Origin of the sequence: Streptomyces sp. NPDC059874 (assembly GCF_042731135.1) — a bacterium.
In the GTDB taxonomy this organism is placed as follows: domain Bacteria; phylum Actinomycetota; class Actinomycetes; order Streptomycetales; family Streptomycetaceae; genus Streptomyces.
In genome coordinates, this window is the sequence record NZ_JBHWJY010000068.1 from 12627 (window position 1) to 36659 (window position 24033).

23 protein-coding genes are annotated in these 24033 nt (G+C 71.5%); 16 read left to right on the plus strand and 7 right to left on the minus strand.

Annotated elements, in window-relative coordinates; genetic code table 11:
* The first annotated feature begins 116 nt into the window (after window positions 1-116).
* The 13 genes from ACFV9H_RS30555 to ACFV9H_RS30615 all read left to right on the plus strand — a co-directional run bounded on the left by ACFV9H_RS30555 (window position 117) and on the right by ACFV9H_RS30615 (window position 13051).
* Entirely contained in the window at window positions 117-1364 is a 1248-nt protein-coding gene (locus ACFV9H_RS30555; protein ID WP_385404508.1) for an MFS transporter, read from the plus strand.
* Between the two features lie 173 nt (window positions 1365-1537).
* Complete coding sequence (pafA, locus tag ACFV9H_RS30560) at window positions 1538-2899, plus strand: Pup--protein ligase (RefSeq protein WP_385404511.1); 1362 nt, start codon at window positions 1538-1540, stop codon at window positions 2897-2899.
* 101 nt (window positions 2900-3000) lie between these two features.
* Window positions 3001-3939, plus strand: a complete 939-nt coding sequence (locus ACFV9H_RS30565; RefSeq protein ID WP_385404513.1) for an FKBP-type peptidyl-prolyl cis-trans isomerase — start codon at window positions 3001-3003, stop codon at window positions 3937-3939.
* Window positions 3940-3982: 43 nt separating this feature from the next.
* Window positions 3983-4360 (plus strand): FKBP-type peptidyl-prolyl cis-trans isomerase, encoded by a 378-nt coding sequence (locus ACFV9H_RS30570; RefSeq protein WP_385404515.1) that lies wholly within the window; start codon window positions 3983-3985, stop codon window positions 4358-4360.
* A 145-nt stretch (window positions 4361-4505) separates the two neighbouring features.
* Window positions 4506-5462 carry a helix-turn-helix transcriptional regulator gene (locus ACFV9H_RS30575; RefSeq protein ID WP_385404517.1) on the plus strand — a complete coding sequence of 319 codons (957 nt, stop codon included), beginning with the start codon at window positions 4506-4508 and terminating at the stop codon, window positions 5460-5462.
* Window positions 5463-5591: 129 nt separating this feature from the next.
* A complete protein-coding gene (locus ACFV9H_RS30580) occupies window positions 5592-6560 on the plus strand; it encodes a helix-turn-helix transcriptional regulator (RefSeq protein ID WP_385404519.1) in 969 nt (322 codons plus the stop codon).
* Window positions 6561-6574: 14 nt separating this feature from the next.
* A complete protein-coding gene (locus ACFV9H_RS30585; RefSeq protein ID WP_329387575.1) occupies window positions 6575-6802 on the plus strand; it encodes a hypothetical protein in 228 nt (75 codons plus the stop codon).
* Window positions 6803-6829: 27 nt separating this feature from the next.
* Window positions 6830-7030, plus strand: coding sequence for a hypothetical protein (locus ACFV9H_RS30590; RefSeq protein WP_385404522.1), 201 nt, complete (start codon window positions 6830-6832; stop codon window positions 7028-7030).
* A gap of 184 nt (window positions 7031-7214) precedes the next feature.
* On the plus strand, window positions 7215-7511 hold the full coding sequence (gene tatA / locus ACFV9H_RS30595; RefSeq protein ID WP_385404523.1) for a Sec-independent protein translocase subunit TatA: 297 nt from the start codon (window positions 7215-7217) through the stop codon (window positions 7509-7511).
* A 47-nt stretch (window positions 7512-7558) separates the two neighbouring features.
* Entirely contained in the window at window positions 7559-8515 is a 957-nt protein-coding gene (gene tatC / locus ACFV9H_RS30600) for a twin-arginine translocase subunit TatC (protein WP_385404525.1), read from the plus strand.
* Window positions 8516-8532: 17 nt separating this feature from the next.
* Window positions 8533-9420, plus strand: a complete 888-nt coding sequence (locus tag ACFV9H_RS30605) for a diacylglycerol kinase (RefSeq protein WP_385404527.1) — start codon at window positions 8533-8535, stop codon at window positions 9418-9420.
* Between the two features lie 46 nt (window positions 9421-9466).
* Complete coding sequence (locus tag ACFV9H_RS30610; protein WP_385404529.1) at window positions 9467-12307, plus strand: DEAD/DEAH box helicase; 2841 nt, start codon at window positions 9467-9469, stop codon at window positions 12305-12307.
* 90 nt (window positions 12308-12397) lie between these two features.
* Entirely contained in the window at window positions 12398-13051 is a 654-nt protein-coding gene (locus tag ACFV9H_RS30615; RefSeq protein WP_385404531.1) for a helix-turn-helix domain-containing protein, read from the plus strand.
* A 1-nt stretch (window position 13052) separates the two neighbouring features.
* Here the strand turns inward: ACFV9H_RS30615 and ACFV9H_RS30620 are convergent, their stop codons facing one another.
* From ACFV9H_RS30620 to ACFV9H_RS30635, 4 genes are all read right to left on the minus strand, one after another.
* A complete protein-coding gene (locus ACFV9H_RS30620) occupies window positions 13053-14015 on the minus strand; it encodes an RluA family pseudouridine synthase (RefSeq protein WP_385404534.1) in 963 nt (320 codons plus the stop codon).
* Between the two features lie 34 nt (window positions 14016-14049).
* Window positions 14050-15591 carry a serine hydrolase gene (locus ACFV9H_RS30625; protein ID WP_385404537.1) on the minus strand — a complete coding sequence of 514 codons (1542 nt, stop codon included), beginning with the start codon at window positions 15589-15591 and terminating at the stop codon, window positions 14050-14052.
* Window positions 15592-15870: 279 nt separating this feature from the next.
* Entirely contained in the window at window positions 15871-16710 is an 840-nt protein-coding gene (locus ACFV9H_RS30630) for a siderophore-interacting protein (RefSeq protein ID WP_385404539.1), read from the minus strand.
* A 49-nt stretch (window positions 16711-16759) separates the two neighbouring features.
* Window positions 16760-17665, minus strand: a complete 906-nt coding sequence (locus tag ACFV9H_RS30635) for a 5'-3' exonuclease H3TH domain-containing protein (RefSeq protein ID WP_385404579.1) — start codon at window positions 17663-17665, stop codon at window positions 16760-16762.
* A gap of 252 nt (window positions 17666-17917) precedes the next feature.
* Here ACFV9H_RS30635 and ACFV9H_RS30640 point away from each other — a divergent pair, with 252 nt between their 5' ends.
* Window positions 17918-18499, plus strand: coding sequence for a helix-turn-helix domain-containing protein (locus tag ACFV9H_RS30640; protein WP_385404581.1), 582 nt, complete (start codon window positions 17918-17920; stop codon window positions 18497-18499).
* A gap of 5 nt (window positions 18500-18504) precedes the next feature.
* Entirely contained in the window at window positions 18505-19251 is a 747-nt protein-coding gene (locus tag ACFV9H_RS30645; RefSeq protein ID WP_385404541.1) for a helical backbone metal receptor, read from the plus strand.
* 24 nt (window positions 19252-19275) lie between these two features.
* Here the strand turns inward: ACFV9H_RS30645 and ACFV9H_RS30650 are convergent, their stop codons facing one another.
* Window positions 19276-20415: a TDT family transporter gene (locus ACFV9H_RS30650; protein ID WP_385404543.1), complete on the minus strand. Its 1140-nt coding sequence runs from the start codon at window positions 20413-20415 to the stop codon at window positions 19276-19278.
* Between the two features lie 70 nt (window positions 20416-20485).
* Here ACFV9H_RS30650 and ACFV9H_RS30655 point away from each other — a divergent pair, with 70 nt between their 5' ends.
* Window positions 20486-21409 carry a LysR family transcriptional regulator gene (locus ACFV9H_RS30655; RefSeq protein WP_385404545.1) on the plus strand — a complete coding sequence of 308 codons (924 nt, stop codon included), beginning with the start codon at window positions 20486-20488 and terminating at the stop codon, window positions 21407-21409.
* A 287-nt stretch (window positions 21410-21696) separates the two neighbouring features.
* On the opposite strand, the gene ACFV9H_RS30660 is transcribed toward ACFV9H_RS30655, so the two are convergent.
* A complete protein-coding gene (locus ACFV9H_RS30660; protein ID WP_385404547.1) occupies window positions 21697-22401 on the minus strand; it encodes a gamma-glutamyl-gamma-aminobutyrate hydrolase family protein in 705 nt (234 codons plus the stop codon).
* A gap of 51 nt (window positions 22402-22452) precedes the next feature.
* The gene (gene eat / locus ACFV9H_RS30665; RefSeq protein ID WP_385404550.1) at window positions 22453-23934 is read right to left on the minus strand and encodes an ethanolamine permease; all 1482 of its coding nucleotides are present in this window, start codon (window positions 23932-23934) and stop codon (window positions 22453-22455) included.
* Between the last annotated feature and the right edge of the window lie 99 nt (window positions 23935-24033).

Genomic DNA, 24033 nt, shown 5'->3' on the forward strand with positions numbered 1-24033 from the left:
GGTCGGAGGTGGGTGTGGTGTCCGCTGGGTGGACCCGTGGACTGTGGCCATGGTACGTATGACGAGTCACGTTATACGTATTACCCCGGCGGTGGTCCGGGCGGAAGGGGGCGGACATGGCCGCGGGATACGCGGAGCTGCTCAGGACCCGGCACGCCGCGAGGCTGCTGGTGGGCACGCTGGTGGGGCGGCTGCCGAACGCGACCGCGCCGATCGCGATCGTGCTGTTCACCCGGGCCGAGGGCGGCAGCTACAGCCTGGCGGGGGCGCTGGCCGCCGCGTACGGGGTGGCGAACGCGGTGGGTCAGCCGCTGCTGGGGCGTGCGGTGGACCTGTACGGGCAGCCGCGGGTGCAGCTGCCGGCGGCGCTGGTCTCCGCGCTGGGCATGGTGTGGCTCGCGCTGGCGGGCACCGGGTCGGCGGTGGCGGCGTACGCCGCCGTCGTGATCGCGGGGCTCTTCACGCCGCCGCTGGAGGGCGGGCTGCGGGCGCTGTGGCCGGGCGTGCTGGGCGGCCGTGAGGAGCGGGTGCACCGGGCGTACGCGATGGACGCGGTGGCCCAGGAGGTCATGTTCACGGTCGGTCCGCTGCTGGTGACGCTGTTCGTGGCGTTGTGGTCCCCGGCCGGGGCGTTGGTGGCGCTCAATGCGATCGGGGTGCTGGGCGCGCTGTCGGTGGTGGTTTCCGAGCCGTCGAGGGCGTGGCGGTCGGAGCCGCGCGAGGCGCACTGGCTGGGGGCGCTGCGCTCGCGGGGTCTGCTGGCGTTGCTGGGTGCGTTCTTCTTCGTGGGGACGGCGCTGGGGTCGATCACGGTGGCCGGGGTGGCGTATGCGGACGGTCACGGCGGGCAGGCGGTGTACGGCTGGCTGATGGCGGCGCTGGGTCTGGGCGCGCTGGTGGGTGGTGTGGCGTACGGGGCCCGGCAGTGGGCGGGTGCGCCGGAGCGGCGGCTGCGGGTGCTGGTGGCGTTGCTGGCGGTGTGTTACCTGCCGCTGATGGTGGTTCCCGGTCCGGTGGCGATGACGGCGCTGACGGCGCTCGCGGGGGTGTTCCTGGCTCCGGCGATCGCGTGCGCGTTCATCGTGGTGGACCGGCACGCTCCGGCGGGGACGGTGACGGAGGCGTTCTCGTGGCTGGTGACGTTCTTCGGGGTCGGCGCGGCGATCGGTACTGCCGTTGCGGGTCCGGCGGTGGAACTGGGTGGCACGGCCGCGGGCTTCGGTGTGGCGAGTGCGGGCGGGGCGGCCGCGCTGGTGGTCCTGATGGCCACTCAGCGGGTGCTCGCGGCGCGGGGGCGTGGCCGTGCGGTGGCGGGTTCGGCGGGGGCTTCGGCCGCGGTGGGGGTGTCTGCCGGGCAGGGCTGAGGCTCGGGAGGGTTTTCGTCGGGGGTCGGCCGGGTATGCGCGGGTGTCGTGTCGTGCGTATCCGGCCGGCCCGTGCGTGTTTACGGCGGCTCGCGGGCGGTTTCCGGGGAAACTGATCGAACCGCGCCGGCGAACCCGGTTTCAGAAGAGGGCAGAAGGCGTAATGTTCAGTCATGGACCGCCGCATTTTCGGGCTGGAGAACGAGTACGGCGTCACGTGCACGTTCAGGGGACAGCGCCGACTGTCTCCTGACGAAGTGGCGCGCTACCTCTTCCGCCGTGTTGTGTCATGGGGCCGCAGCAGCAATGTCTTCCTGCGGAACGGCGCCCGCCTGTACCTCGACGTGGGTTCGCATCCGGAATACGCGACACCCGAATGCGACAACGTGACCGAACTGGTCACGCACGACAAGGCGGGCGAGCGCATTCTCGAAGGACTGCTCGTCGACGCTGAGCGCCGCCTGCATGAGGAGGGAATCGCGGGCGACGTCTATCTCTTCAAGAACAACACCGACTCGGCGGGCAACTCGTACGGCTGCCACGAGAACTACCTGGTGGCGCGGCACGGGGAATTTTCCCGCTTGGCGGACATCCTCATTCCGTTCCTTGTCACGCGGCAGTTGATCTGCGGTGCGGGCAAGGTGCTGCAGACTCCTCGGGGTGCGGTCTACTGCGTGAGTCAGCGGGCCGAGCACATCTGGGAGGGTGTCAGTTCCGCGACGACGCGGTCCCGGCCGATCATCAACACGCGGGACGAGCCGCACGCGGACGCGGAGCGTTACCGTCGGCTGCACGTCATCGTCGGGGACTCGAACATGTCCGAGACGACGATGTTGCTGAAGGTCGGTGCGACCGATCTGGTGCTGCGCATGATCGAGGCGGGCACGGTGATGCGTGATCTGACGTTGGAGAACCCGATCCGGGCGATCCGTGAGGTCAGTCACGACATCACGGGTCAGCGCAAGGTGCGTCTGGCGAGTGGTCGGGAGGCTTCGGCGCTGGAGATCCAGCGGGAGTACTACGACAAGGCGGTGGACTTCGCCGAGCGCCGGGGGATCCGTACCGGTGTGGTGGAGCAGGTGCTGGAGTTGTGGGGCCGGACCCTCGATGCGATCGAGGCGGAGGATCTGGATCGGATCGGGACCGAGATCGACTGGGTGATGAAGTACCAGCTGATCGAGCGGTACCGGGGCAAGCACAACATGACCATGTCGAATCCGCGGGTGGCTCAGATAGACCTCGCGTACCACGACATCCACCGTCGGCGTGGTCTGTACTACCTGCTGGAGCGCAAGGGGCAGGCGGCGCGGATCTGCAACGACCTGAAGATCTTCGAGGGCAAGTCGGTGCCCCCGCAGACGACGAGGGCGCGGCTGCGTGGTGATTTCATCCGTCGGGCGCAGGAGCAGCGGCGGGACTTCACGGTGGACTGGGTGCACCTGAAGCTCAATGACCAGGCGCAGCGGACGGTGCTGTGCAAGGACCCGTTCCGGTCGGTGGACGACCGGGTGGAGAAGCTGATCGCCGGGATGTAGATCTCCTCGGCGCGTGTGGGGCCCCGTACCTGTCTCGTACGGGGCCCTTGTCACGGCTTAGAGTGGCGGCGACCGCTTGCCGTCTGAGATCTGAGGAACACGTGCGCCGACTTGCCGGCCTGCTTGTCGTACCCCTTCTGCTGCTGTCGACAGCGGCGTGTGGTGACAGCGGCTCCGACTCCGCCCAGATGAAGAACGGGGCGCCCGCGATCACGAAGGGTGCCAAGTTCGGGGAGAAGCCCACCCTGTCGACGGGTAAGGGCACGCCGCCGAAGGAGCTGAAGGTGGTGACCGTCAGCGAGGGCAAGGGCCCTGTGCTGAAGAAGGGCGACATCGCCCAGGTCAATTACCTCGGCCAGGTGTGGGACGGCAAGGAGCCGTTCGACCAGAGCTTCGACCGTGGCCAGCCGTTCGATGTGACCATCGGTGCGGGTGCCGTCATCAAGGGCTGGGACCAGGGCCTCGAGGGTCAGAAGGTCGGCAGTCGTGTCGAGCTGGTGATCCCGCCGGACCTGGGTTACGGGGCCCAGGGCTCGGGCGAGAAGATCAAGCCGAACGCCACGCTGGTCTTCGTCGTGGACATCGTCAAGGGTGCGACGGTTCCGGTCTCGGCCACGGGCAAGGAGGTCGCGCAGGACGACAAGGCCCTGCCGAAGATCGGTACGAACACGGACGGCAAGGAAGTCTCCGTGTCCGTTCCGAAGGACGTGGAGCCGCCGGCGAAGCTGGTGTCGAACTATGTCCTGGAGGGCGACGGCGCGGCGGTGAAGGACACCGACAACGTCGTGGTGAAGTTCAACGGCAAGGTCTGGAAGGACGACAAGACCTTCGAGAGCACGTACGCCACGGACACGACGGTCACCTGGCCGATGTCGCAGCTTTCGGTCAAGGGGCTGAAGGAGGGCATCACCGGCAAGAAGGTCGGTAGCCGCATCCTGCTGGTGATCCCGCCGGACATGGCGTTCGGGGACGAGGAGAAGGGGTCCATTCCGGCTAAGTCGACGCTGGTCTTCAGCCTCGACATCCTCGCGGTGATGTAAGACTGTCCCGGTTGACCGGTTCGTAAGTTTGAGGAGCAGTTCCGTGAGCGACAAGCTCGAGAAGCCCGAGATCGATTTCCCCGAGGGTCCGGTTCCCACCGACCTGGTGATCGAGGACATCTGGGTGGGCGAGGGTGCCGAGGCCAAGGTCGGCGCCTTCGTCAAGGTCCACTACGTGGGCGTGGCCTTCTCCACCGGTGAGGAGTTCGACGCGTCGTGGAACCGCGGCAGCGCGCTGCAGTTCCAGCTGGGTGTCGGCCAGGTCATCAAGGGCTGGGACCAGGGTGTCCAGGGCATGAAGGTGGGCGGCCGTCGCAAGCTGACGATCCCGGCGCACCTGGCCTACGGTGACCAGGGTGCGGGCCGTGCGATCGCCCCGGGCGAGACGCTGATCTTCGTCTGTGACCTGATGGACGCCTGATCGGGCAGCTGTTTGATCGGTTGAGGGGCCCCTGCCTGTCGGTGGGGGCCCCTCGCTTTTGTCGGGGCGCGCCGGGGCGGTACGGTCAACGGTCACGGCTGTGTCCGCGAGCGGACGCGTACGAGGGAAGCGGGGATGGGCGTCGATGGCGATTGCCAAGGCCGAGCGGCTGATGAATCTGGCGCTGTGTCTGCTGGGGACGCGCCGGCCGCTGAGCAAGCGGGAGTTGCGCGGTTCCATCGAGGCGTACCTCGAAGCCGGCAACGACGAGTCGTTCAACCGGATGTTCGAGCGGGACAAGGACGATCTGCGTGAACTCGGCCTGGTGATCGAGACGGTGGAGAACCTGGAGGGCGAGATCGGTTATCTCGCGCGCCGGGACAGCAATCGGCTGCCTCCCGTCTCCCTGGACGCCGAGGAGGCCGCGGCGCTGGGGCTGGCGGCGAAGGTGTGGCAGCAGGCGCGGCTGGCGGGGGCGGCCAGTGGCGCCCTGCAGAAGCTGCGTGCGGGCGGGATGCCGGAGGCGGGGGATCCGTACGAGGGTCAGCACAGTGCCATCGAGCCGCGCATTCCGGTGCACGAGGCGGCTTTCGAGCCGTTGATGCTGGCGTGCCGGGACCGGCGGCCGGTGGTGTTCGACTACCGCAAGTCGACGGCGGCGCGGCCGGAGACGCGGCAGGTGGAGCCGTGGGCGTTGGAGTGCTGGCGGGGTCACTGGTACCTGGCGGGTTATGACCGTGACCGTGGTGCGGAGCGGGTGTTCCGGTTGTCGCGGATCACCGGGAAGGTCCGTTCGCGGGCTGGTAGGTACACCGCGGAGGTGCCCGACGTGGTGACGGTGCGGGAGACCGTGGCGAGCTGGGCGGGGGAGAGCGCGGACCGTTCGGCGCTGATCCGGCTGCGGGCCGGGGCGGGGTACCCGCTGCGGGCCAAGGCGACCGCGGTGCGTGAGGGCGGGGACGGCTGGGACGAGCTGGAGATCCCGTACGGGCACGGGCTGGATGCCTGGCTGGTGGAGTTCGGGCCGGACGTCGTGGTGGTCGGGCCCGCCGATCTGCGGGCGGACGTGGTGGACCGGCTGAGGGCCGTCGCCAAGGCCTGACCCGCGCGGCCGGGAGGGACCGTCGGCCGCCGGCCGTCGCGGTGGGGCCGCCGATCCGGCGGCGCCGCAATGCAGTGCAACGCAAGCGCACCATCCGAAGAGCACGCCCTGAGGGGGAGACGTACCAGCATGGCTGCCAACGCCATCGACCAGACCCGCCGGATGCTGTCCCTGGTCACGTATCTGCGTGAGCGCCCGGGCGCGCACGTCGCCGACGTCGCGCGGGCCTTCGGGATCACCGAGGACGAGTTGATCTCGGACCTCGACGTGCTGCCCATGTGCGGGACCAGTTTCCGGGGCGGTGACCTGCTCGACATCGACACCGACGGGGAGCGCATCTGGTGGCGCAATCCGGACGCGTCGGGGGAGTCCACCGCCGAGCCGTTGCGGCTGGCTGCCGACGAGGCGACCGCGCTGCTGGTGGCGGCGCGTGCGGTGGCGACGCTGCCGGGGCTGCGGGAGAGCGACCGGGACGCGCTGTTGCGGGCCACCGCCAAGCTGGAGGCGGCCGCGGGCGAGGCCGCCGGGGCTTCGTCCCGGCTGTCGGTGACCTTCGAGTCGGAGGGCGGGGTGTTCGCGGACGTCGACCGGGCCATCGCGGAGCGGCGCAGGCTGTGGCTGCGCTACTACTCGCCGGCGCGCGACGAGCTCACGGAGCGCAAGGTCGACCCGATCCGGTTGTTCGCGGTGGGTCACACGTACATGGAGGGGTGGTGCCACCTCTCGGAGGCGCGGCGCACCTTCCGGCTGGACCGGGTCGCGGAGATCCGGCTGCTGGACGAGCGGGCCGAGCCGCCCGCCATCGAGCCGCGTGATCTGTCCGAGGGCCTCGTCCAGCCGGCCGCGGAGGATCCGGAGGTGGTGGTCGAGGTGGGGCCGGGCGGGCGTTGGGTCGCCGAGTACTACCCGCACGATGTCGCCGAGGAGCTGGCCGACGGCGGGCTGCGGATCACGTTGCGGAGTCCGGATCCGGCGTCGCTGCGTCGCCTCGCGCTGAGGCTGGGCCGCGAGGGGCGGATCGTGGCCCCTGTGGAACTGGCGGAGAGTGCGCGGAGCGCGGCTCGAGAGGCGCTCGCGGGGTACGGGGAATCGGTCTGAGGGGAGCGGGGTCGATGTCGCAGAAGTCCGGGTCCGTTGCCTTCAAGGCGTCCTGTCCCGACTGCCGTGCCCGCTTCGAGCTGGACGCGGGTGCGTTGCGCCTGGCCATCGGGGGCAGCCGCAGAGCCACCTTCTACTCCTTCACCTGTCCCGCGTGTGGCGCGTCGGTCCGTAAACCCGCTGGTGAGCGCATTGTGGAGCTGTTGACGGGTGGGGGCGTGAGCACCCTGCGCAGCGTCTGAGGGGGCTTCTCGTCTAGGCTCCCTTCCATGCTGTGGCCGATGTTCGCAATTGCCCTGGGTTTTCTGGGGGTCGCCGTCCTGTCCGTGCTGGCCGTGCGGGTGTTCGTGGAGGTGCGCAGGCTGTCCGGGCAGGTGGAGCGGGCGAGCCGGCGGATCTCGGATGCCTCGGTGGAGCTGGAGCGGGCGGCGGTGGATCTGGCCCGGTCGGGTCGCGGAGTACGTCCTTGAAGCGGGACGAATCCGTGTGACCGGGGCGTGAACAACCGGCCTTCGCGCAAGCGCGGGTACCCCGGGGGATTGCCGAGCGTTAACCCCCGGGGGTTACGATCCTTGGCAGGTCGGTCGCCGGTTTTTTCGTGCGGGCCGCCCGAAGCCACCACAACCAGCCGTTTCGGTGAGAAGGAAGACACACATGATCGGCAATCTGAAGCCCCTTGAGATCCTTCTGATCATCGCTGTCATCGTGCTGCTGTTCGGCGCCAAGAAGCTTCCCGAGATGGCCCGTTCGCTCGGCAAGTCGGCCCGCATCCTCAAGAGCGAGGCCAAGGCCATGAAGAAGGACGGCGAGGCGGAGGACGCCGGTACCGCGGCGAACGTGGCCGACCAGGCCGCGCAGCAGCCCGCCGCCCCGCGCACCATCCAGGCCGCGCCCGGTGACGTCACGAGCTCCCGGCCCGTGAGCGAGCCGAACCGTACCGCCCAGGGCTGAGCCGCGCCGGTCACGCCAGTCATCTGCAACGAGACAAGGGACGTGGGTTGCTCAAGTCTGCCCGCAAGCAGGAGAAAGCGGACAAGGACGCCGAAGGGCGGATGCCTCTTGTCGAGCACCTGCGTGAGCTGAGAAACCGTCTGATGAAGTCGGTCGGGGCGATCCTCGTGATCACCGTCGTGGCGGCCTTCTTCTACAAGGGCATCATCGACTTCATGCTGAAGCCGATGCTGGACTCCGTCGGCTGCACCGACGGGGTGGTCTCGCAGCGCAACGGCAAGCCCTGCGCCGACATGACCGTGAACGGTCTGATCGCGCCGTTCTCGATCGCCCTGAAGGTCTCGCTGACCGCCGGTGTGGTGCTGTCCGCGCCGGTGTGGCTGTACCAGTTGTGGGCGTTCACCGCCCCCGGCCTGCACAGTCACGAGAAGAAGTACGCGATGAGCTTCGTCGCGGTCGGCGCGCCGCTGTTCGGTGCCGGCGCGGTGCTCGCGTACAAGATCCTTCCGCAGACCGCCACGATCCTCCTCGAATTCACCCCCGACGACACGCGCAACCTGCTGCCGGTCGACGACTACCTCGACCTGGTGACACGGCTGGTCGTGGTCTTCGGCCTGGCCTTCGAGCTGCCGCTGCTTCTGATCCTGCTGAACTTCACCGGGGCGCTCACCGCGAAGCGGCTGGCGAGCTGGTGGCGCGCCATGGTGCTCGGCATCACGGTCTTCGCCGCGTTCGCCACGCCCACCGGTGACCCGCTGACCATGCTGTCGCTGGCCGCCCCGATCGTGGCCCTGTACTTCATCGCGCTGGGGATCTGCCTGGTCAACGACCGCAGGCGCAAGCGCAACGACCCCGACGCGGGCCTGGACGACGACGAGGCCTCCGAGCTGGACCTGACCCCGGCGCCGATCGGGCAGATGGAAGCGGTGCCGGCCCCGGCCGCGCTGCCCGGGCAGGCCGACGGCGGACGCGAGCGGATCAACGGTTACGACGACGCGACCTGACAGGTACATTCCGGCGGGTGAGCTCTGAGATCACCCTCTTCGTCAATCCCACCGCGGGACGCGGCCGGGGCGCGCACGGCGCGCAGCCGGCCGCTTCCGCTTTGCGGGCCGCCGGTTTCTCGGTGCGCGGCGTCGTCGGCGCGGACGGGCCGGACGCGCTGGCCCGGCTGCGGGCCGCCGTCCGCGAGGGCACCGGCGCGGTGATCGCGGTGGGCGGTGACGGCATGGTCTCCCTGGCGCTCCAGGCCCTGGCGGGGACGCTCGTACCGCTCGGGGTGATCGCCGTCGGGACCGGCAACGACTTCGCGCGGGCGCTGGGGCTGCCCGTGGGGGAGCCCGCGCGGGCGGGGCGGCTGGCCGCCGAGGCCCTCAAGGAGGGCCGGATCCGCGAGATCGACCTGGGGCGGGTGGGCGGCATGTACTACGGGACCGTGCTGTGCTCCGGCTTCGACTCGCGGGTCAACGACCGGGGCAACCGGATGCGGCTGCCGGCCGGGCGGTTCAAGTACGACCTTGCCATGATCGCGGAGCTGGCCGCCTTCCGGCCCTTCCCGTACCGGATCACCCTGGACGACGGGCCGGTGATCGAGACCGGGGCGACGCTGGTGGCCGTCGGCAACGGGTCCTCGTACGGCGGCGGCATGCGCATCTGCGCGGACGCCGTCCCCGACGACGGGCTCTTCGACGTCGTGGTCGTCGGCGACTGCAGCAGGGCCACCCTGCTCAAGGTCTTCCCGCAGGTCTACAAGGGCAGGCACCTCGATCATCCGAAGGTCACCGTCCACCGGGCCGCCAAGGTCACGCTGGAGGCGGCCGGGGTCACCGCCTACGCGGACGGGGAGCCGCTCGGGCCCCTGCCGGTGACCGCCGAGTGCGTGCCCGGGGCGGTCCGGATCCTCACATAAATGATCGCGACTGTTGTCAGAGCCGGCGGGTAGGCTCGATCTCAAGATGACCGAAGAACTCTCACCCGCCGAGCGGTACGCCGCTGCCCGGATCCGCGCCGCCGAAGAGGCCAGTGCTCTGCACCCCTTCCGCGAGATGTACGAATTCGATCTGGACCCGTACCAGGTCGAGGCCTGCAAGGCACTGGAGGCCGGCAAGGGCGTCCTCGTGGCCGCCCCGACCGGCTCGGGCAAGACGATCGTCGGCGAGTTCGCCGTGCACCTGGCCCTGCAGCAGGGCCGCAAGTGCTTCTACACGACGCCGATCAAGGCCCTGTCGAACCAGAAGTACGCCGACCTCGTCAAGCGCTACGGCGCCGACAAGGTGGGCCTGCTGACCGGTGACAACAGTGTCAATTCCGAGGCGCCCGTGGTCGTGATGACCACCGAGGTGCTCCGCAACATGCTCTACGCGGGCTCGCAGTCGCTACTGGGCCTCGGCTACGTCGTGATGGACGAGGTCCACTACCTCTCCGACCGGTTCCGCGGAGCGGTCTGGGAGGAAGTGATCATCCACCTCCCCGAGTCGGTGACGCTGGTGTCACTGTCGGCCACCGTGTCCAACGCGGAGGAGTTCGGCGACTGGCTGGACACCGTGCGCGGCGACACCGAGGTGATCGTCTCGGAGGAGCGGCCCGTCCCGCTGTGGCAGCACGTCATGGCCGGCCGGAAGATCTACGACCTGTTCGAGGAGGAGTCCGACCACGGAGGCCGCGGCTCCGCGCGCCGGGAGGTCAATCCCGACCTGCTGCGGATGGCGCGCGAGGAGAACAGTCGCACCTACAGTCCGAAGGACAGGCGGCGCGGCAAGATGGTCCGCGAGGCCGACCGCGAGCGCGAGCGGCGCTCCCGCGGCCGGATCTGGACCCCGTCCCGCCCCGAGGTCATCGCCCGCCTCGACAACGACGGGCTGCTGCCCGCGATCAACTTCATCTTCAGCCGGGCCGGCTGCGAGGCCGCCGTCCAGCAGTGCCTCTACGCGGGGCTGCGGCTGAACGACGATTCCGCGCGCCTCAAGGTCCGCGAGCTCGTCGAGGCGCGCACCGCGTCCATCCCCACCGAGGACCTGCACGTCCTGGGGTACTACGAGTGGCTCGAAGGCCTGGAGCGGGGCATCGCCGCGCACCACGCCGGCATGCTGCCCACCTTCAAGGAGGTCGTGGAGGAGCTGTTCGTCCGCGGTCTGGTCAAGGCGGTCTTCGCCACCGAGACCCTGGCGCTGGGCATCAACATGCCGGCGCGCACGGTGATCCTGGAGAAGCTGGTCAAGTGGAACGGTGAGCAGCACGCCGACATCACCCCCGGCGAGTACACGCAGCTGACCGGCCGGGCCGGGCGGCGCGGCATCGACGTCGAGGGCCACGCGGTGGTGCTGTGGCAACGCGGCATGGACCCGGCGGGCCTGGCCGGGCTCGCGGGTACGCGCACGTATCCGCTGCGCTCCAGCTTCAAGCCCTCGTACAACATGGCGGTGAACCTGGTCAGCCAGTTCGGGCGGCACCGCTCGCGCGAGCTGCTGGAGACCTCCTTCGCGCAGTTCCAGGCCGACCGCTCGGTCGTCGGGATCTCCCGGCAGGTGCAGCGCAACGAGGAGGGCCTGGAGGGCTACCAGGAGGGCATGACCTGCCACCTGGGGAACTTCGAGGAGTACGCGCGGCTGCGCCGCGAGCTCAAGGACCGCGAGACGGAGCTGGCCAAGCAGGGCGCGGCCCAGCGGCGGGCGCAGGCGGCCAGTTCGCTGGAGAAGCTCAAGCCGGGCGACATCATCCACGTGCCGACCGGCAAGTTCGCCGGGCTCGCGCTGGTGCTGGATCCGGGCGTGCCGGCGGGGCGGGTCCACGGGCACCGCGGGCAGGAGTGGGCGGAGGGGCCGCGGCCGTTGGTGCTCACGGCCGAGCGGCAGGTCAAGCGGCTCGCCGCGATCGACTTCCCGGTCCCGGTCGAGGCGCTGGACCGGATGCGCATCCCCAAGACCTTCAACCAGCGTTCCCCGCAGTCCCGTCGGGACCTGGCGTCCCAACTGCGGACCAAGGCCGGGCACATCACCCCGGAGCGGCGTGCGCGCGGCCGGGCCGCGGCCGCCGACGACCGTGAGATCGCCCGGCTGCGGTCCGAGCTGCGGGCGCATCCCTGCCACGGCTGCGACGAGCGCGAGGACCACGCCCGCTGGGCGGAGCGCTACTGGCGGCTCAAGCGGGACACGCAGCAGCTGGAGCGGCGCATCGAGGGCCGGACGAACACCATCGCCCGCACCTTCGACCGTATCCACGCGCTGCTCACCGAGCTGGACTACCTGCGCGAGGACGAGGTCACCGTGCACGGGCAGCGTCTGGCCCGGCTGTACGGTGAGCTCGACCTGCTGGCCTCGGAGTGTCTGCGCGCCGGGGTCTGGGAGGGGCTGAGTCCGGCCGAACTGGCGGCCTGCGTCTCGGCTCTGGTCTTCGAGGCGCGACAGTCCGACGACGCGGTCGCGCCGAAGGTGCCGGGCGGCGCGGCGAAGGCCGCCCTGGGCGAGATGGTGCACATCTGGGGCCGGCTCGACGCGTTGGAGGAGGAGCACCGCATCAACCAGACGGAGGGCGTGGGCCAGCGCGAGCCGGACCTCGGCTTCGCGTGGGCGGCGTACCAGTGGGCGTCCGACAAGAGCCTGGACGAGGTGCTGCGCGAGGCGGAGATGCCGGCCGGTGACTTCGTGCGCTGGTGCAAGCAAGTCATCGACGTGCTCGGCCAGATCGCGGCGGCGGCCCCCTCGGCCTCCGGCGAGAGCGGCAGCACGGTGGCCCGCAATGCCCGAAAGGCAGTGGACGCGCTCCTGCGGGGTGTGGTGGCCTACAGCTCCGTCGGATAACCGGATTTGGAGCTTCCTCTAAAGATGGGGTTGGCTCGATCTGATCTCTTGCCATGATCGAATCAGCGTGCTGTGTGCGACGATCAGCCCATGAGTGGGGGACCGGCCGGGGGGCCGAGACGGATCGGTCGGCCGCGCGCCGACCAGGCGAGACCGGAAAGCGGCCGGCCGCCGCGCGAGGAACTCCTCTGCGCGGCGGCCGAGCTGTTCACCGTCCGTGGATATGCGGCGACCACCACCCGGGCGGTCGCCGAACGGGCTGGAATGCGCCAGGCCACGATGTACCACTACTTCGGCGGCAAGGAGGAACTCCTCGCCGAACTGCTGGAGTCCACGGTCGCACCCTCGCTGGTGCTGGCCCGGCAACTGCTCGCCGACGCGAAGCGGCCCGCGGCGCGCCGGCTGTGGGAGCTGTGCCGGTCCGACGTGCTGCTGCTGTGCGGGGGCCCGTACAACCTGGGGGCGCTGTACCTGCTGCCGGAGGTGGCCGGTTCGCGCTTCTCGCAGTTCCGCCGGATGCGCGAGGAACTCAGGGACGGCTACCGGACGTTGCTCGACGGCACGTCCGTCGGTGACGAACTGGCCGGGGACAAGGCGGGGTTGGACCTGCGCAACGACCTCGTGTTCGGGCTCATCGAGGGCGTCATGCTGATACACCGCTCCGATCCGGCGCGTCCCGTGACGGTCTTCGCCGCGGCCACGGCCGATGCGGCGCTGCGGATCGCGGGCGTCCAGGTCCCGTAGATCACCGGCTGCCGGCTTCCCAGCCGGTGCGGTCGGACCAGGCCTGGAGCTCGCGGCCGCTCTCGAAGCGGTGGGCGGTCCCGGTGACCGGGTCGGTGAAGTCCAGTACCCGGGCCAGCAGTTGCAGCGGGCGACGGTAGTCGTCCGGGGCCGGGTCCGTGACCCGCGGGTACACCGGATCGCCGAGGATGGGCAGGCCCAACGCGTTCATGTGCACCCGCAGCTGGTGGGTGCGGCCGGTGTGCGGGGTCAGCCGGTAGCGGGCCAGGTCGCCCCGGGCGTCGACGAGCTCGATCAGGCTCTCGGCATTCGGCTCGCCGCCCGGGACCTCGACCGCCGCGATGACCCCGCGCGTCTTCTCGATCCGGCTGCGGACCGTGCGGGGGAAGGCCGACGCCGGATCGCGCGCCGCGAGGGCCTCGTACTCCTTGCGCACCTCGCGCCGCTGGAAGAGGAGCTGGTAGGCGCCGCGGTCCTGGGGCCGGATGCTGAACATGACCAGCCCCGCGGTCAGCCGGTCCAGCCGGTGCGCCGGGCTCAGCTCCGGCAGGTCCAGCTCCTCGCGGAGCCGGGCCAGGGCGGTCTGGGTGACGTGGCTGCCGCGCGGCGTGGTCGCCAGGAAGTGCGGCTTGTCCACCACCAGCAGGTGCGCGTCGCGGTACACCACGCGGAGCGCGAAGGGCACCACCGGCTCGGGCTCCATGTCCCGGTGGAACCACAGGTATCCGCCGGGCTCGTACGGGTCCCCCGCGCGCAGCACCCGCCCGCCGGGGCCGAGCACCCGGCCGGCGGCCAGCAGGTGCGCGATGGACTGCGCGCCGCGGGTGCCCGCGTACCGCGCGGTGAGGTAGGCGCCGAGATCCGGCCACATCCCCTCCGGATCGGCGGGCAGCCGCAGGCGCACCGGGTCGATGCCCGCGCGCTGGGGGAGGGGCGAGGGGGGTACCTGGGCTTTGCGTCTCATCTCGGGGACAGGCTATGCGGCGAGGGGCACACGCCTACTGCTGGGTGAAGGTGCCCAGGTGGGTGGCGTCGAGGTACTCGACGCGCAGGGTGCCGTCGGCGAAGGTCACCCCGGTGCGGCCGACCGCCATCTCGCCGGTGGTCTCGAAGCTGAAGGTGTCGCCGTCGTAGTGGGTGAGCGGGAAGAGCATCGGCTTCGGGCCGAGGGCGAGGGTCAGCGTGCCCTTGTTGTCGGCCGTCACGGTCGCCTTGCCGTAGTACGGGTTGTCGTAGGTGCCGGTGTAGGCGGCGCTGTCCTTGGCGGGCTTGGCGGAGGCGGGCGGGTGGGCGTAGTCGGTGGGGGACCGGGCCTCGTCGACCTCCTTCGCGTAGACGGACGCGAGCAGGGGAAGCCAGTCGGTGGTGGCCTTGCCGTGCTGGGCGACGTCGAAGAAATCGAGGGCGACGGCGTCGGCCAGGCCGACGGGGGCGCCGTTGGTGAGGACGACGATGCCGAGCTTCTCCAGGGGGAGCATCGTGACGTTGGCGTTGGTACCGAGTTCGAAGGCGCCGGAGTGGCTCAGGCGCAGCCGGCCGGAGTCGTCGTAGGACACGTTCCAGCCGAGGCCGTAGAAGCCGGCGCGGCCGGTGGGGGAGGTGGGCGGCTGCGAGACGATCTGGGGAACGTGCGTGCGGGCGAGCGTGGCGGCGGGGATGATCCGCTTGCCGTCGAGGGTGCCGTCGGCCAGCTGGAGCCGCAGCCATCGGGACATGTCGCGGGCGGTGGAACTGACGCCGCCGGCGGGGGCTTGGGCGTCCGGGTCGCGGACGTAGCGGGGGCTCCAGGTGCCGTCCGGGTTCTTGACGTGGGTGGAGGCGTGGTCGGGTGCGTTGACGTAGGCGGAGAACTCGGTGCTGGTGTGGGTCATGCCGGCGGGCTTGAAGAGGGTGTCCGCGCTGAGCTTCTGCCAGGTGGTGCCCTTGGCGCGGGCGACGGCCTCGGCGGCGGCGGTGAGGCCGGAGTTGGTGTAGGCGTAGGTCGCGCGGAAGGGGGTGAGGGGCTCCAGGCGCAGGTGGTCGAAGATGTACGACTGGTCGTAGCCGAGGTCTTCGAGGAGGTCGCCGGCGTGGTCGGGCAGGCCGCTGCGGTGGGAGAACAGGTCGGCGGTCGTGACGTGGTCGGTGACCCAGGGGTCCTTGAGGGCGAAGCCGGGGAGGGTGACGTGACGGTCCCACTCGTCGGGGGTGGTGAAGGCGCCGGCGATGACGGTGGAGGAGACGGGCTTGGAGACGGAGGCGATCTGGAAGACGGTGTCGGGGCCGACCTTGGCGGGCTCGTCGGTGCGGCGGACGCCGAAGCCCTTGAGGTGGATGACCTCGTCGTCGTGGACGACGGCCACGGAGAGGCCGGGGACGCCGGTGCGGCGCATCAGGTCGGTGATGGTCTGGTCGAGGCGGGCGACGGCCTTGTCGACGGCCTCGTCGCTGATCTGCGGTTTCGGCGCGGGGGGCGGGGAGGGGGCGGCTGATGCCGCTCCCGCTGTCGCGGCCAGGAGCGCGGCGGTCCCGGCTGCCGCGAGTGCGCGGAGCGTACGCATGCGGCCATTGTCCCGCCGGGCTGGTGTCCGCGCGCGGGGTGGCTCCGCCGGTGCCCGGTGCGGCGCCGCTGCCGGGGCTCCGCCCCGGACCCCGCGCCTCAAACGCCGGCGGGGCTGGATTTGGCTGGCGCCCGTCCGCCACAGTGCTGCCCGCAGGGCAAACAGCCCGCCCGGCGATTGAGGGCATGGCCGCGCCCAAGGCGCCGGGCGCAGCCCCGCCGCACCATCCAGCCCCGCCGGCGTTTGAGGCGCGGGGGACCGGGGCGGGGCCCGTAGGGGCTACGCGGCCGTGGCGTGGTCCTGTTCGGCTTCCACGGCCGCGTTCCAGTCGCGCTTGATCGCGCGCCAGCCCTCGTCCGTTTCGCCCAGGCGCCAGTAGCCCGAGATCGACAGGCGTTCGCGCGGGACGCCGCGCTCCAGGCGGAGGTGGCGGCGCAGTTCCTTGACGAAGCCCGCCTCGCCGTGGACGAAGGCGTGCACGTCGCGGGAGGGGAAGTGGAGGGAGGTGACCGCCTCGACCAGGGCCTCGCCGATCGGGCGGTCGCCGCGGTGGACCCAGACCGGCACGACGCCGTCCGGGGTGGCGATCTTCTGCTCGTCGGCCGGGCCCTCGACCTCCACGAAAGCGTGCACTCGCGCGCCCCCCGGCATCCGCTCCATCGCCGCCGCGATGGCGGGGAGCGCGCTCTCGTCGCCTGCCAGGAGGTGCCAGTCGGCCGTCGGGGCCGGAGCGTACGCGCCGCCCGGGCCGAGGAAGCGTACGAGTTCGCCGGGCTGGGCCCGCGCCGCCCAGGGGCCGGCCAGGCCCTCGTCGCCGTGGACGACGAAGTCGAGCGTCAGCTCCAGGTGCGCCGGGTCCCAGCTCCGTACGGTGTACGCGCGCTGGCGCGGCCACTGCTCACGCGGGTACTCGGCGCGGATCCGCTCCAGGTCCCACGGCTCGGGGTAGGTGACGCCCTGCGGGGGAAAGAGGAGTTTGACGTAATGGTCGGTGAACTCGCCCGCGCCGAAGCCTTCCAGGCCCTCACCGCCCAGCACGATGCGCACCATGTGCGGCGTGAGCCGCTCGGTGCGGACCACGGCGGCGGTGCCGACGGTACGGGCGCGTCCTTCTGCCACGGTGTCTCCCCTGACTCCCCTGAAACTTAGCCTTACCTAAGTTAGCACCTCAGATGCGCAGTGCGCCGCTCAGCCGGGAGACTGCGCCCCCCAGACCCCACCGATGGGCTAGCGCATCCACCAGTTCGGGCTGCGCGGGCGCGGTCGGAAGGGCCGGGTCGAAGGCCGGCAGCGGGACGTCCGAGGCCACCTGGACCACCTTCGGGGCCACCGCCAGGTACGGCCGGGATTCGTCCAGCCGCTTGCGCTGGGTGGGGGTCAGCTTCGACCTCGGGTCGTCGATCGCCGCGATGATCCCGGCCAGGTCCCCGTACGCGTCGAGCAGCTTGGCCGCCGTCTTCTCGCCGATGCCCGGGACCCCCGGCAGGCCGTCGCTCGGGTCCCCGCGCAGCAGCGCCAGGTCCGCGTAGCCGGGGCCGTCCACCCCGTACTTCTCGCGCAGCCACGCCTCGTCCGTCACCTGGAGGCTGCCCACGCCCTTGAGGGGGTACAGCACGCGGCGCTGCCGGGCGTCGTCCACCAGCTGGTAGAGGTCCCGGTCGCCCGTGACGATGTCCACCGGGCCGCTAGCGCGGGCCGTTAGCGTGCCGATCACGTCGTCCGCCTCGTACCCGGCGACGCCCACCCGGGCGATGCCGAAGGCGTCCAGCGCGGTCTCGATGATCGGGACCTGGGGGGCGAGGGTGTCCGGGGTCTCCTCGACGTCGGGTCCGCTCTCGGTCTCCACGGCGACCCGGTGGGCCTTGTAGGAAGGGATCAGATCCACCCGCCAGTGCGGCCGCCAGTCGGCGTCCATGCACGCCACCAGATCGTCGGGGCGGTGGTCCTGGACCAGGCGACCGATGAAGTCGAGCAGCCCGCGGACGGCGTTGACCGGAGTGCCGTCGGGGGCCTTCACGGAATCCGGCACACCGAAGTACGCGCGGTAGTAGAGGGAGGCGGTGTCCAGGAGCATCAGGCGTCGTGTCGTCGTCACGGTGACGATGATGCCGCAACGGGGCCGGGGGCCGGATGGGGCGGCCCGCCACGGAAGGTGAACGGGCGCGCACCCGGTACGCACGGGAATCCCGTGCATGCGAAACCGGGGGCGGTTGCTGCGTAAGGTGCTTACAGCACACCGATGTGCGACGGACAAGGGGAGGGCAGCCCCGACATGAACGACAGGGACGGCAAGGGCGACCACGGCGATCAGAACGACAAGAGCGACATGAACGACAAGGACGGCAAGGAACCGCTACGGGTGGGCGTGGCCGTGCGCAAGCGGCGCCGCGCGCTGCACCTGACGCTGGCCGCCGTCTCGGCGCGCAGCGGTCTGTCGGTGCCCTTCCTCAGCCAGATAGAGAACGAGCGGGCCCGGCCCAGCATGCGGTCCCTGGAGCGGGTCGCGGACGCGCTGGAGACCACGGCCGTCGAGCTGCTCGCCGCCTCCGACACCGCCCGCACGGTGGACCTCGTACGGGCAGGAGACGAATCCGGGCTCAGCCCGGTTCCGGGTGTCCGGCCCCTGGTCCGCGGCCACCATCAGCTGCACGCGCTGGAGTTCACCGGAGACCAGGACGCGGGACGCGAGTACCAGCACCGCAACGACGAGCTGATGTACGTGGTCGCGGGCGCCTGCCAGGTGGAGGCGGAGGGCCGGGCGTACCGGCTGGAGAGCGGCGACGCGCTGTTCCTGTCGGGAGGCGTACGCCACCGCTGGCGGGCGGTCACCGAGGACACCCGGCTCCTGGTGGTCGCGGTGGGCGACCACATCCACGCCACGTCCGAGCCGCCGTCCCCCGGGCGCTGAGCGGCGTGCGGCGCGTCGTCTCGCTGGTGCCCTCGCTGACCGAGGCGGTCGCGGTGAGCGCGCCGGGGCTGCTGGTCGGGGTCACCGACTGGTGCACGCACCCGGCCGACCTCGGGGGCGCGATGCGGATCGGGGGGACGAAGAACCCCGACGTACGGCGGATCGTCGAGCTGCGCCCGGACCTGGTGATCGCCAACGAGGAGGAGAACCGGCCCCCCGACCTGGCGGCCCTGCGCGCGGCCGGTCTGGAGGTGCTGGTCACCGAGGTACGGGAGCTGCCGCAGGCGCTGCGTGAGCTGGACCGGGTACTGGTGGGGGCGCTGGGGCTGACGAGGCCCGGGTGGCTGGCGGACGCCGAGCGGGCGTGGGCCGGGGTGGAGCCGGTCGGGGCGCTGACCGCTTTCGTCCCGGTGTGGCGGCGGCCGTGGATGGTGCTGGGCCGGGACACCTTCGCCGGGGACCTGCTGGGGCGCCTCGGAGTGCGCAACGCGTACGCCGGCCACACGGACCGGTACCCGAGGGTTCCGCCGGCCGAGCTGGCCGCCGCCGACTGCGACCTGGTGGTTCTTCCGGACGAGCCGTACCGCTTCACGGCGTCCGACGGGCCGGAGGCGTTTCCCGAACTGCCCGCCGCGCTCGTCAGCGGCCGCCACCTGACCTGGTACGGCCCCTCCCTCGCCGAGGCCCCACGGGTCCTGGCGGCGGCACTGCGCGCGGCGCGCCGGTACCCGGAGGGGCCGGGACCCGGCTGATCGGGACCCCGCCGGGGACAGGCCCTAGCGCGACGCGGTCTGGCGGGGAGCGGCGAGCAGGCGGCCGGAGAACAGGCCGCGCAGGGTGTGGGTGGCGGCCAGGAGCCAGGCGGTCAGCAGGGCGAGGAACAGGGCCGCGGCGAGCCAGGCGAAGGCGGTCAGGCCGGTGTGACGGGCCAGGCCCGCGGCGCCGGTGACGCAGGTGCCGACGGGGAAGGTCAGGGCCCACCAGGTCATCGCGAAGCCCATACCGCCTCGGGCCGCCCGGACCAGCATCGCGGCGGAGAGCGCCAGCCACAGCAGGGCGAATCCCATCACGGGGACCCCGTAGACCACCGCGAAGGCGCCGAGCGCCCCGGCGTAGGGGGCGCCGATCGACTGGGGGGCCATGTCGGCGAGCTGGTTCACGGCGGTGGTGGACTGGCCGAGGGGGCCGAGGACCAGGAACAGAGTGGGGGTCAGGGCCAGGGGGAGGGGGCCGCCCACGATCAGCCGGCCGAAGACCAGGGGGAGCATCAGCAGGGTGGCCAGCAGGCTGATGCCGAACATCGCGTAGCAGGCGAGCAGCAGGGTCTCGCGGGGCTGGCCGGCGGGCAGGTGGGGTATCAGCAGCGGGCCGAGGGCGGCCGAGACCATGGGGGACACGAGGGGGAGCAGCCAGGCGGGGGTGGCCTGCCCGGGCTCGACCTTGTGGCGGACCACCATCAGGTAGGGCACGACCACGGCCATGACCAGGCCGATCGCGGTGCCGGCGGTGAACAGGACGGTGTCCACGGCGACGGCGGCGTCGGTCCCGATGAGGTCCTTGCCCACGATGAGGGCGCCGCCGCCGACGGCCAGCAGGGCCATCGAGAGGCAGCCGTAGAAGGGGGCGACCGCCGGGTCGAGGAGGTGGGCGCGGGCCTGGTCGCGGTGGTGGAGCCAGTGGCCGGCGCGGGCGGTGAGCAGGACGGCGAGGACGACGGCGGACAGAGCCCAGACGAGCCGGCAGGCCACGTGCTGACCGGGAAGCTGGTACGGGAGGGTCGCCCCGGCGTTGGCGATGATCGCCGTGCCCATGACGGAGGCGTACCAGTTGGGGCCGAGGTGCCGGAGCGCGGGGGCCTTGTGGGCTCGGGGCGCGGGTGCGGTGAGGGTGCGGGGTCGCACGAGGGTGGTGGCCATGGATCCAGCGTCGTCGCAGGTGCGGGCGGACGGCAGAGGTCATCTCGCTATAAGGCCATAAACTGATGTTATGGGTGAAGAGGAGTGGGTGCCGCTGGCGCACCGGGTGCCGGATCTGGGCGCGCTGGAGCTGCTGCTCGCGGTCGCGCGGGTCGGCAGCCTGAGCGGGGCGGCCAGGCGGATGGGCATCACCCAGCCGGCGGCCAGCAGCCGGATCCGGGCGATGGAGACACGACTCGGGGTGGCCCTGGTCGACCGTTCCCCGCGGGGGTCGACGCTGACGGCGGAGGGCGCGCTGGTCACGGACTGGGCCCGACGGGTGGTGGAAGCGGCGGAAGCCTTCGACGCGGGGGCGCAGGCGCTGCGGGGGCGGCGCGATTCGCGACTGCGGGTGGCGGCCAGCATGACGATCGCCGAGTACCTGCTGCCTGGGTGGCTGATCGCCCTGCGCGGGCAGCGGCCGGACACGGCGGTGTCCCTGCACGCCGGGAACTCGGCGGTCGTCGCGCAGCGGGTCCTCACGCACGAGGCCGACCTCGGCTTCGTGGAGGGGCTGACGGTGCCGGAAGGGCTGGACTCGGCGGTGATCGCGCAGGACCGGCTCGTGGTGGCGGTGGCGCCGGGGCACGCGTGGGCGCGGCGGGCGCGGGCGGTGGAGGCGGCGGAACTCGCCTCCACCTCGCTGATCCTGCGGGAACGGGGGTCCGGGACCCGGCAGGTGCTGGACGCCGCGCTGGCCTCGGCCGGGGGGCTGGCGGCGCCGCTGCTGGAACTGGCGTCGACCACCGCGGTGAAGGCGGCCGCGCTGAGCGGGGCGGGGCCGTGCGTGCTGTCGGAGTTGGCGCTGAGGGACGAGCTGGCGGCGCGACGGCTGGTGGAGGTACCGGTGGCCGGTGCGGCGCTCGGCCGGGCGCTGCGGGCGGTCTGGCCGGGCGGTGCGCGGCCTGCGGGGCCGGCCCGTGACCTCCTGTCGCTGACCCGACTCCGTTCGTAGCCGGGCGTACCGGGGGCGCCTCAAACGCCGGCGGGGCTGGATGTTGGCTGCTGCCGTCTGCCCGGTGCGGCTCAAAGATCCGGGGCTCCGCCCCGTACCCCGCTCCTCAAACGCCGGAGGGGCTGGATTTGCTCCTGCCGTACGCCAGGCGCGGACCAAACCCAGCCCCGCCGAAGGGCAAACCGGTTTCGCCGGCCGGAGGGCGACTTCAGCCCCGCCGGCGTTTGAGGCGCGGGGTACGGGGCGGAGCCCCGGGAGCGGCGGCGCGCAGGCGGGGGCAGGGGCGGTCAGGCCACCGGGACCGGGAGCGGAGCGCGGGCGGCTGCTTCGATCAGGGAGGCCATCACGCGGGTGTCCTTGTCGCGTTCGGGGTGCCACTGGACGCCCACGACCCAGCGGTCCGGGAGTTCGATCGCCTCCACCGTGCCGTCAACGGCATGCGCCGAGACGATCAGCCCGCGGCCCAGGCGGTCGACGGCCTGGTGGTGGTAGGTCGGGACCTGCGCCTCCTCGGGGACGAGCGAGGCGTACCGGGTGCCGGGGACCGGGCGGACCGGGTGCCAGGAGGTGGCGCCCGGGGTGTCGACGTGGCCGTCGATGTGCTGGATCAGCGTGCCGCCCAGGGCCACGTTCAGCGCCTGCATGCCCCGGCAGATGCCCAGGAGCGGGGTGCCCGCGTCGAGGGCCGCCGCGATCAGGGCCAGTTCCCAGTGGTCTCGGACCGTCGCCGGGGCGCCCGTGCGGGGGTCGCGTACCGCCCCGTAGTGGACCGGGTCCACGTCCGGGCCGCCCGCGACGATCAGGCCGTCCACCCGGCTCAGCACCTCCTCCGCCGCCGCGGGTTCGTCCGGCGGGAGCAGCACGGCCGCGCCGCCCGCCGCCTGGACGAGTTCGTAGTACCCGGACGGTACGAGGGACGTCGGGAGGTCCCACACGCCGTAGCGGGTGGATTCCTCGACATAGGTGGTGATGCCGATGAGCGGCCTGGGCACGTTCCGTACCTCCAGAAGGGAAGGGCGAGAGGAGTTCGCAGGGGCAGGGTTTCAGTCGCGGGTCAGTTCCGCCTCGGCTTCTGCCAGAGCCGCGAACTCCTCCTCGGGGGCCGAGGCCACGAGGTGGTGCCGACTGTAGATCGCGAAGTAGGCCAGGGCGACGGCGTACACGGCCAGTGCGATGAATGCCGCGTCCTTGTCCACCAGGAAGGTGGCGACGAGGGCCGAGAGGGCGAGTACGAAGGCCACCGAGGAGGTCGCCACGCCGCCGGGGGTGCGGTACGGCCGTTCCAGGCCCGGCTCCCGGCGGCGCAGCACGATGTGGGAGAGGGCCATCAGGGCGTAGGAGATGGTCGCGCCGAAGACCGCGATGTTGAGCATGCGCGCGCCGTCCCCGGTGGCCGCGGCGAGCGCGAAGCCGATGGCGCCGGGGATGACCAGACCCAGGTACGGGGCCTTGCGCTTCGAGGTCAGGGACAGGAAGCGGGGCAGGTAGCCGGCGCGGGAGAGGGCGAAGAGCTGGCGCGAGCCCGCGTAGATGAGGGAGAAGAAGGAGGCCACCAGGCCCGCGAGGCCCGCGTAGTTCACGAAGCGGCTCAGCGCGGTGGGGCCGCCGTCGCCCTCCAGGGCCACCACCAGGGGGTTGCCGGCGGCCTTGACGGCGTCCGAGCCCTGCGCGCCGGTCGCGGCGAAGAAGGTGATCAGCGCCAGCAGGGCGAGGATGCCCATGGAGATGGCGAGCGCCTTCGGCATGGAGCGGACCGGGTCCTTCGCCTCCTCGGCGGCGAGGGGTACGCCTTCCACCCCGAGGAAGAACCACATGCCGAACGGGAACGCCGCCCAGATGCCCAGAACGCCCAGCGGCAGCCAGGAGTTCGAGCCGAAGGCCTCCGTGTCGACCGGGATGTCGTTCAGGCCGTCGGCGCTGAACTCGGTGAAGGCGCCCACCGCGAAGATCAGCAGTGCCGCCACGGCGACGGCGGTCACGACGAGGCTGAAGCGCAGCGCCTCGCCGACGCCCCACAGGTGCACGCCGATGAAGATCACGAAGCAGCCGAGGTAGACCGGCCAGCCGGAGGTGAGGCCGAACAGGCCGAGGGACTCCACGTAGTCGCCGATGAAGATGACGATCGCGGCCGGGGCCAGGATGTACTCGATGAGGATCGCGGTGCCCGTGAGGAACCCGCCCCAGGGGCCCAACGCACGGCGGGCGAAGCCGTAACCGCCGCCCGCCGTGGGCAGGATGGTGGACAGTTCGGCGAGGGAGAAGACCAGGCAGGCGTACATCGCGCCCATGAGGACGGTGGCTATGGCGAGGCCGCCGAAGCCGCCCTTGTCGAGGCCGACGTTCCAGCCGGAGAAGTCCCCGGAGACGACGTACGCGACACCGAGGCCGGTCAGGAGCAGCCAGCCGGCGCTGCCGCGGCGGAGCGTGCGGCGCTCCAGGTAGTCGTCCGGGTGGTCGCTCCCGCCCTCGGGGGACTTGGTGAGTGAGGGCACGGCTGTCAGCCCTGCCTCGATGTCGTCGGCCATCGTGCGCTCCTGCCTACGGGCAATGCTGCAATGGTTTTGCTGCGTACCTTTGCCGTATGGGAGTGGAGTGCGCAAGACCTCTGCGTTAAACGGACGTTA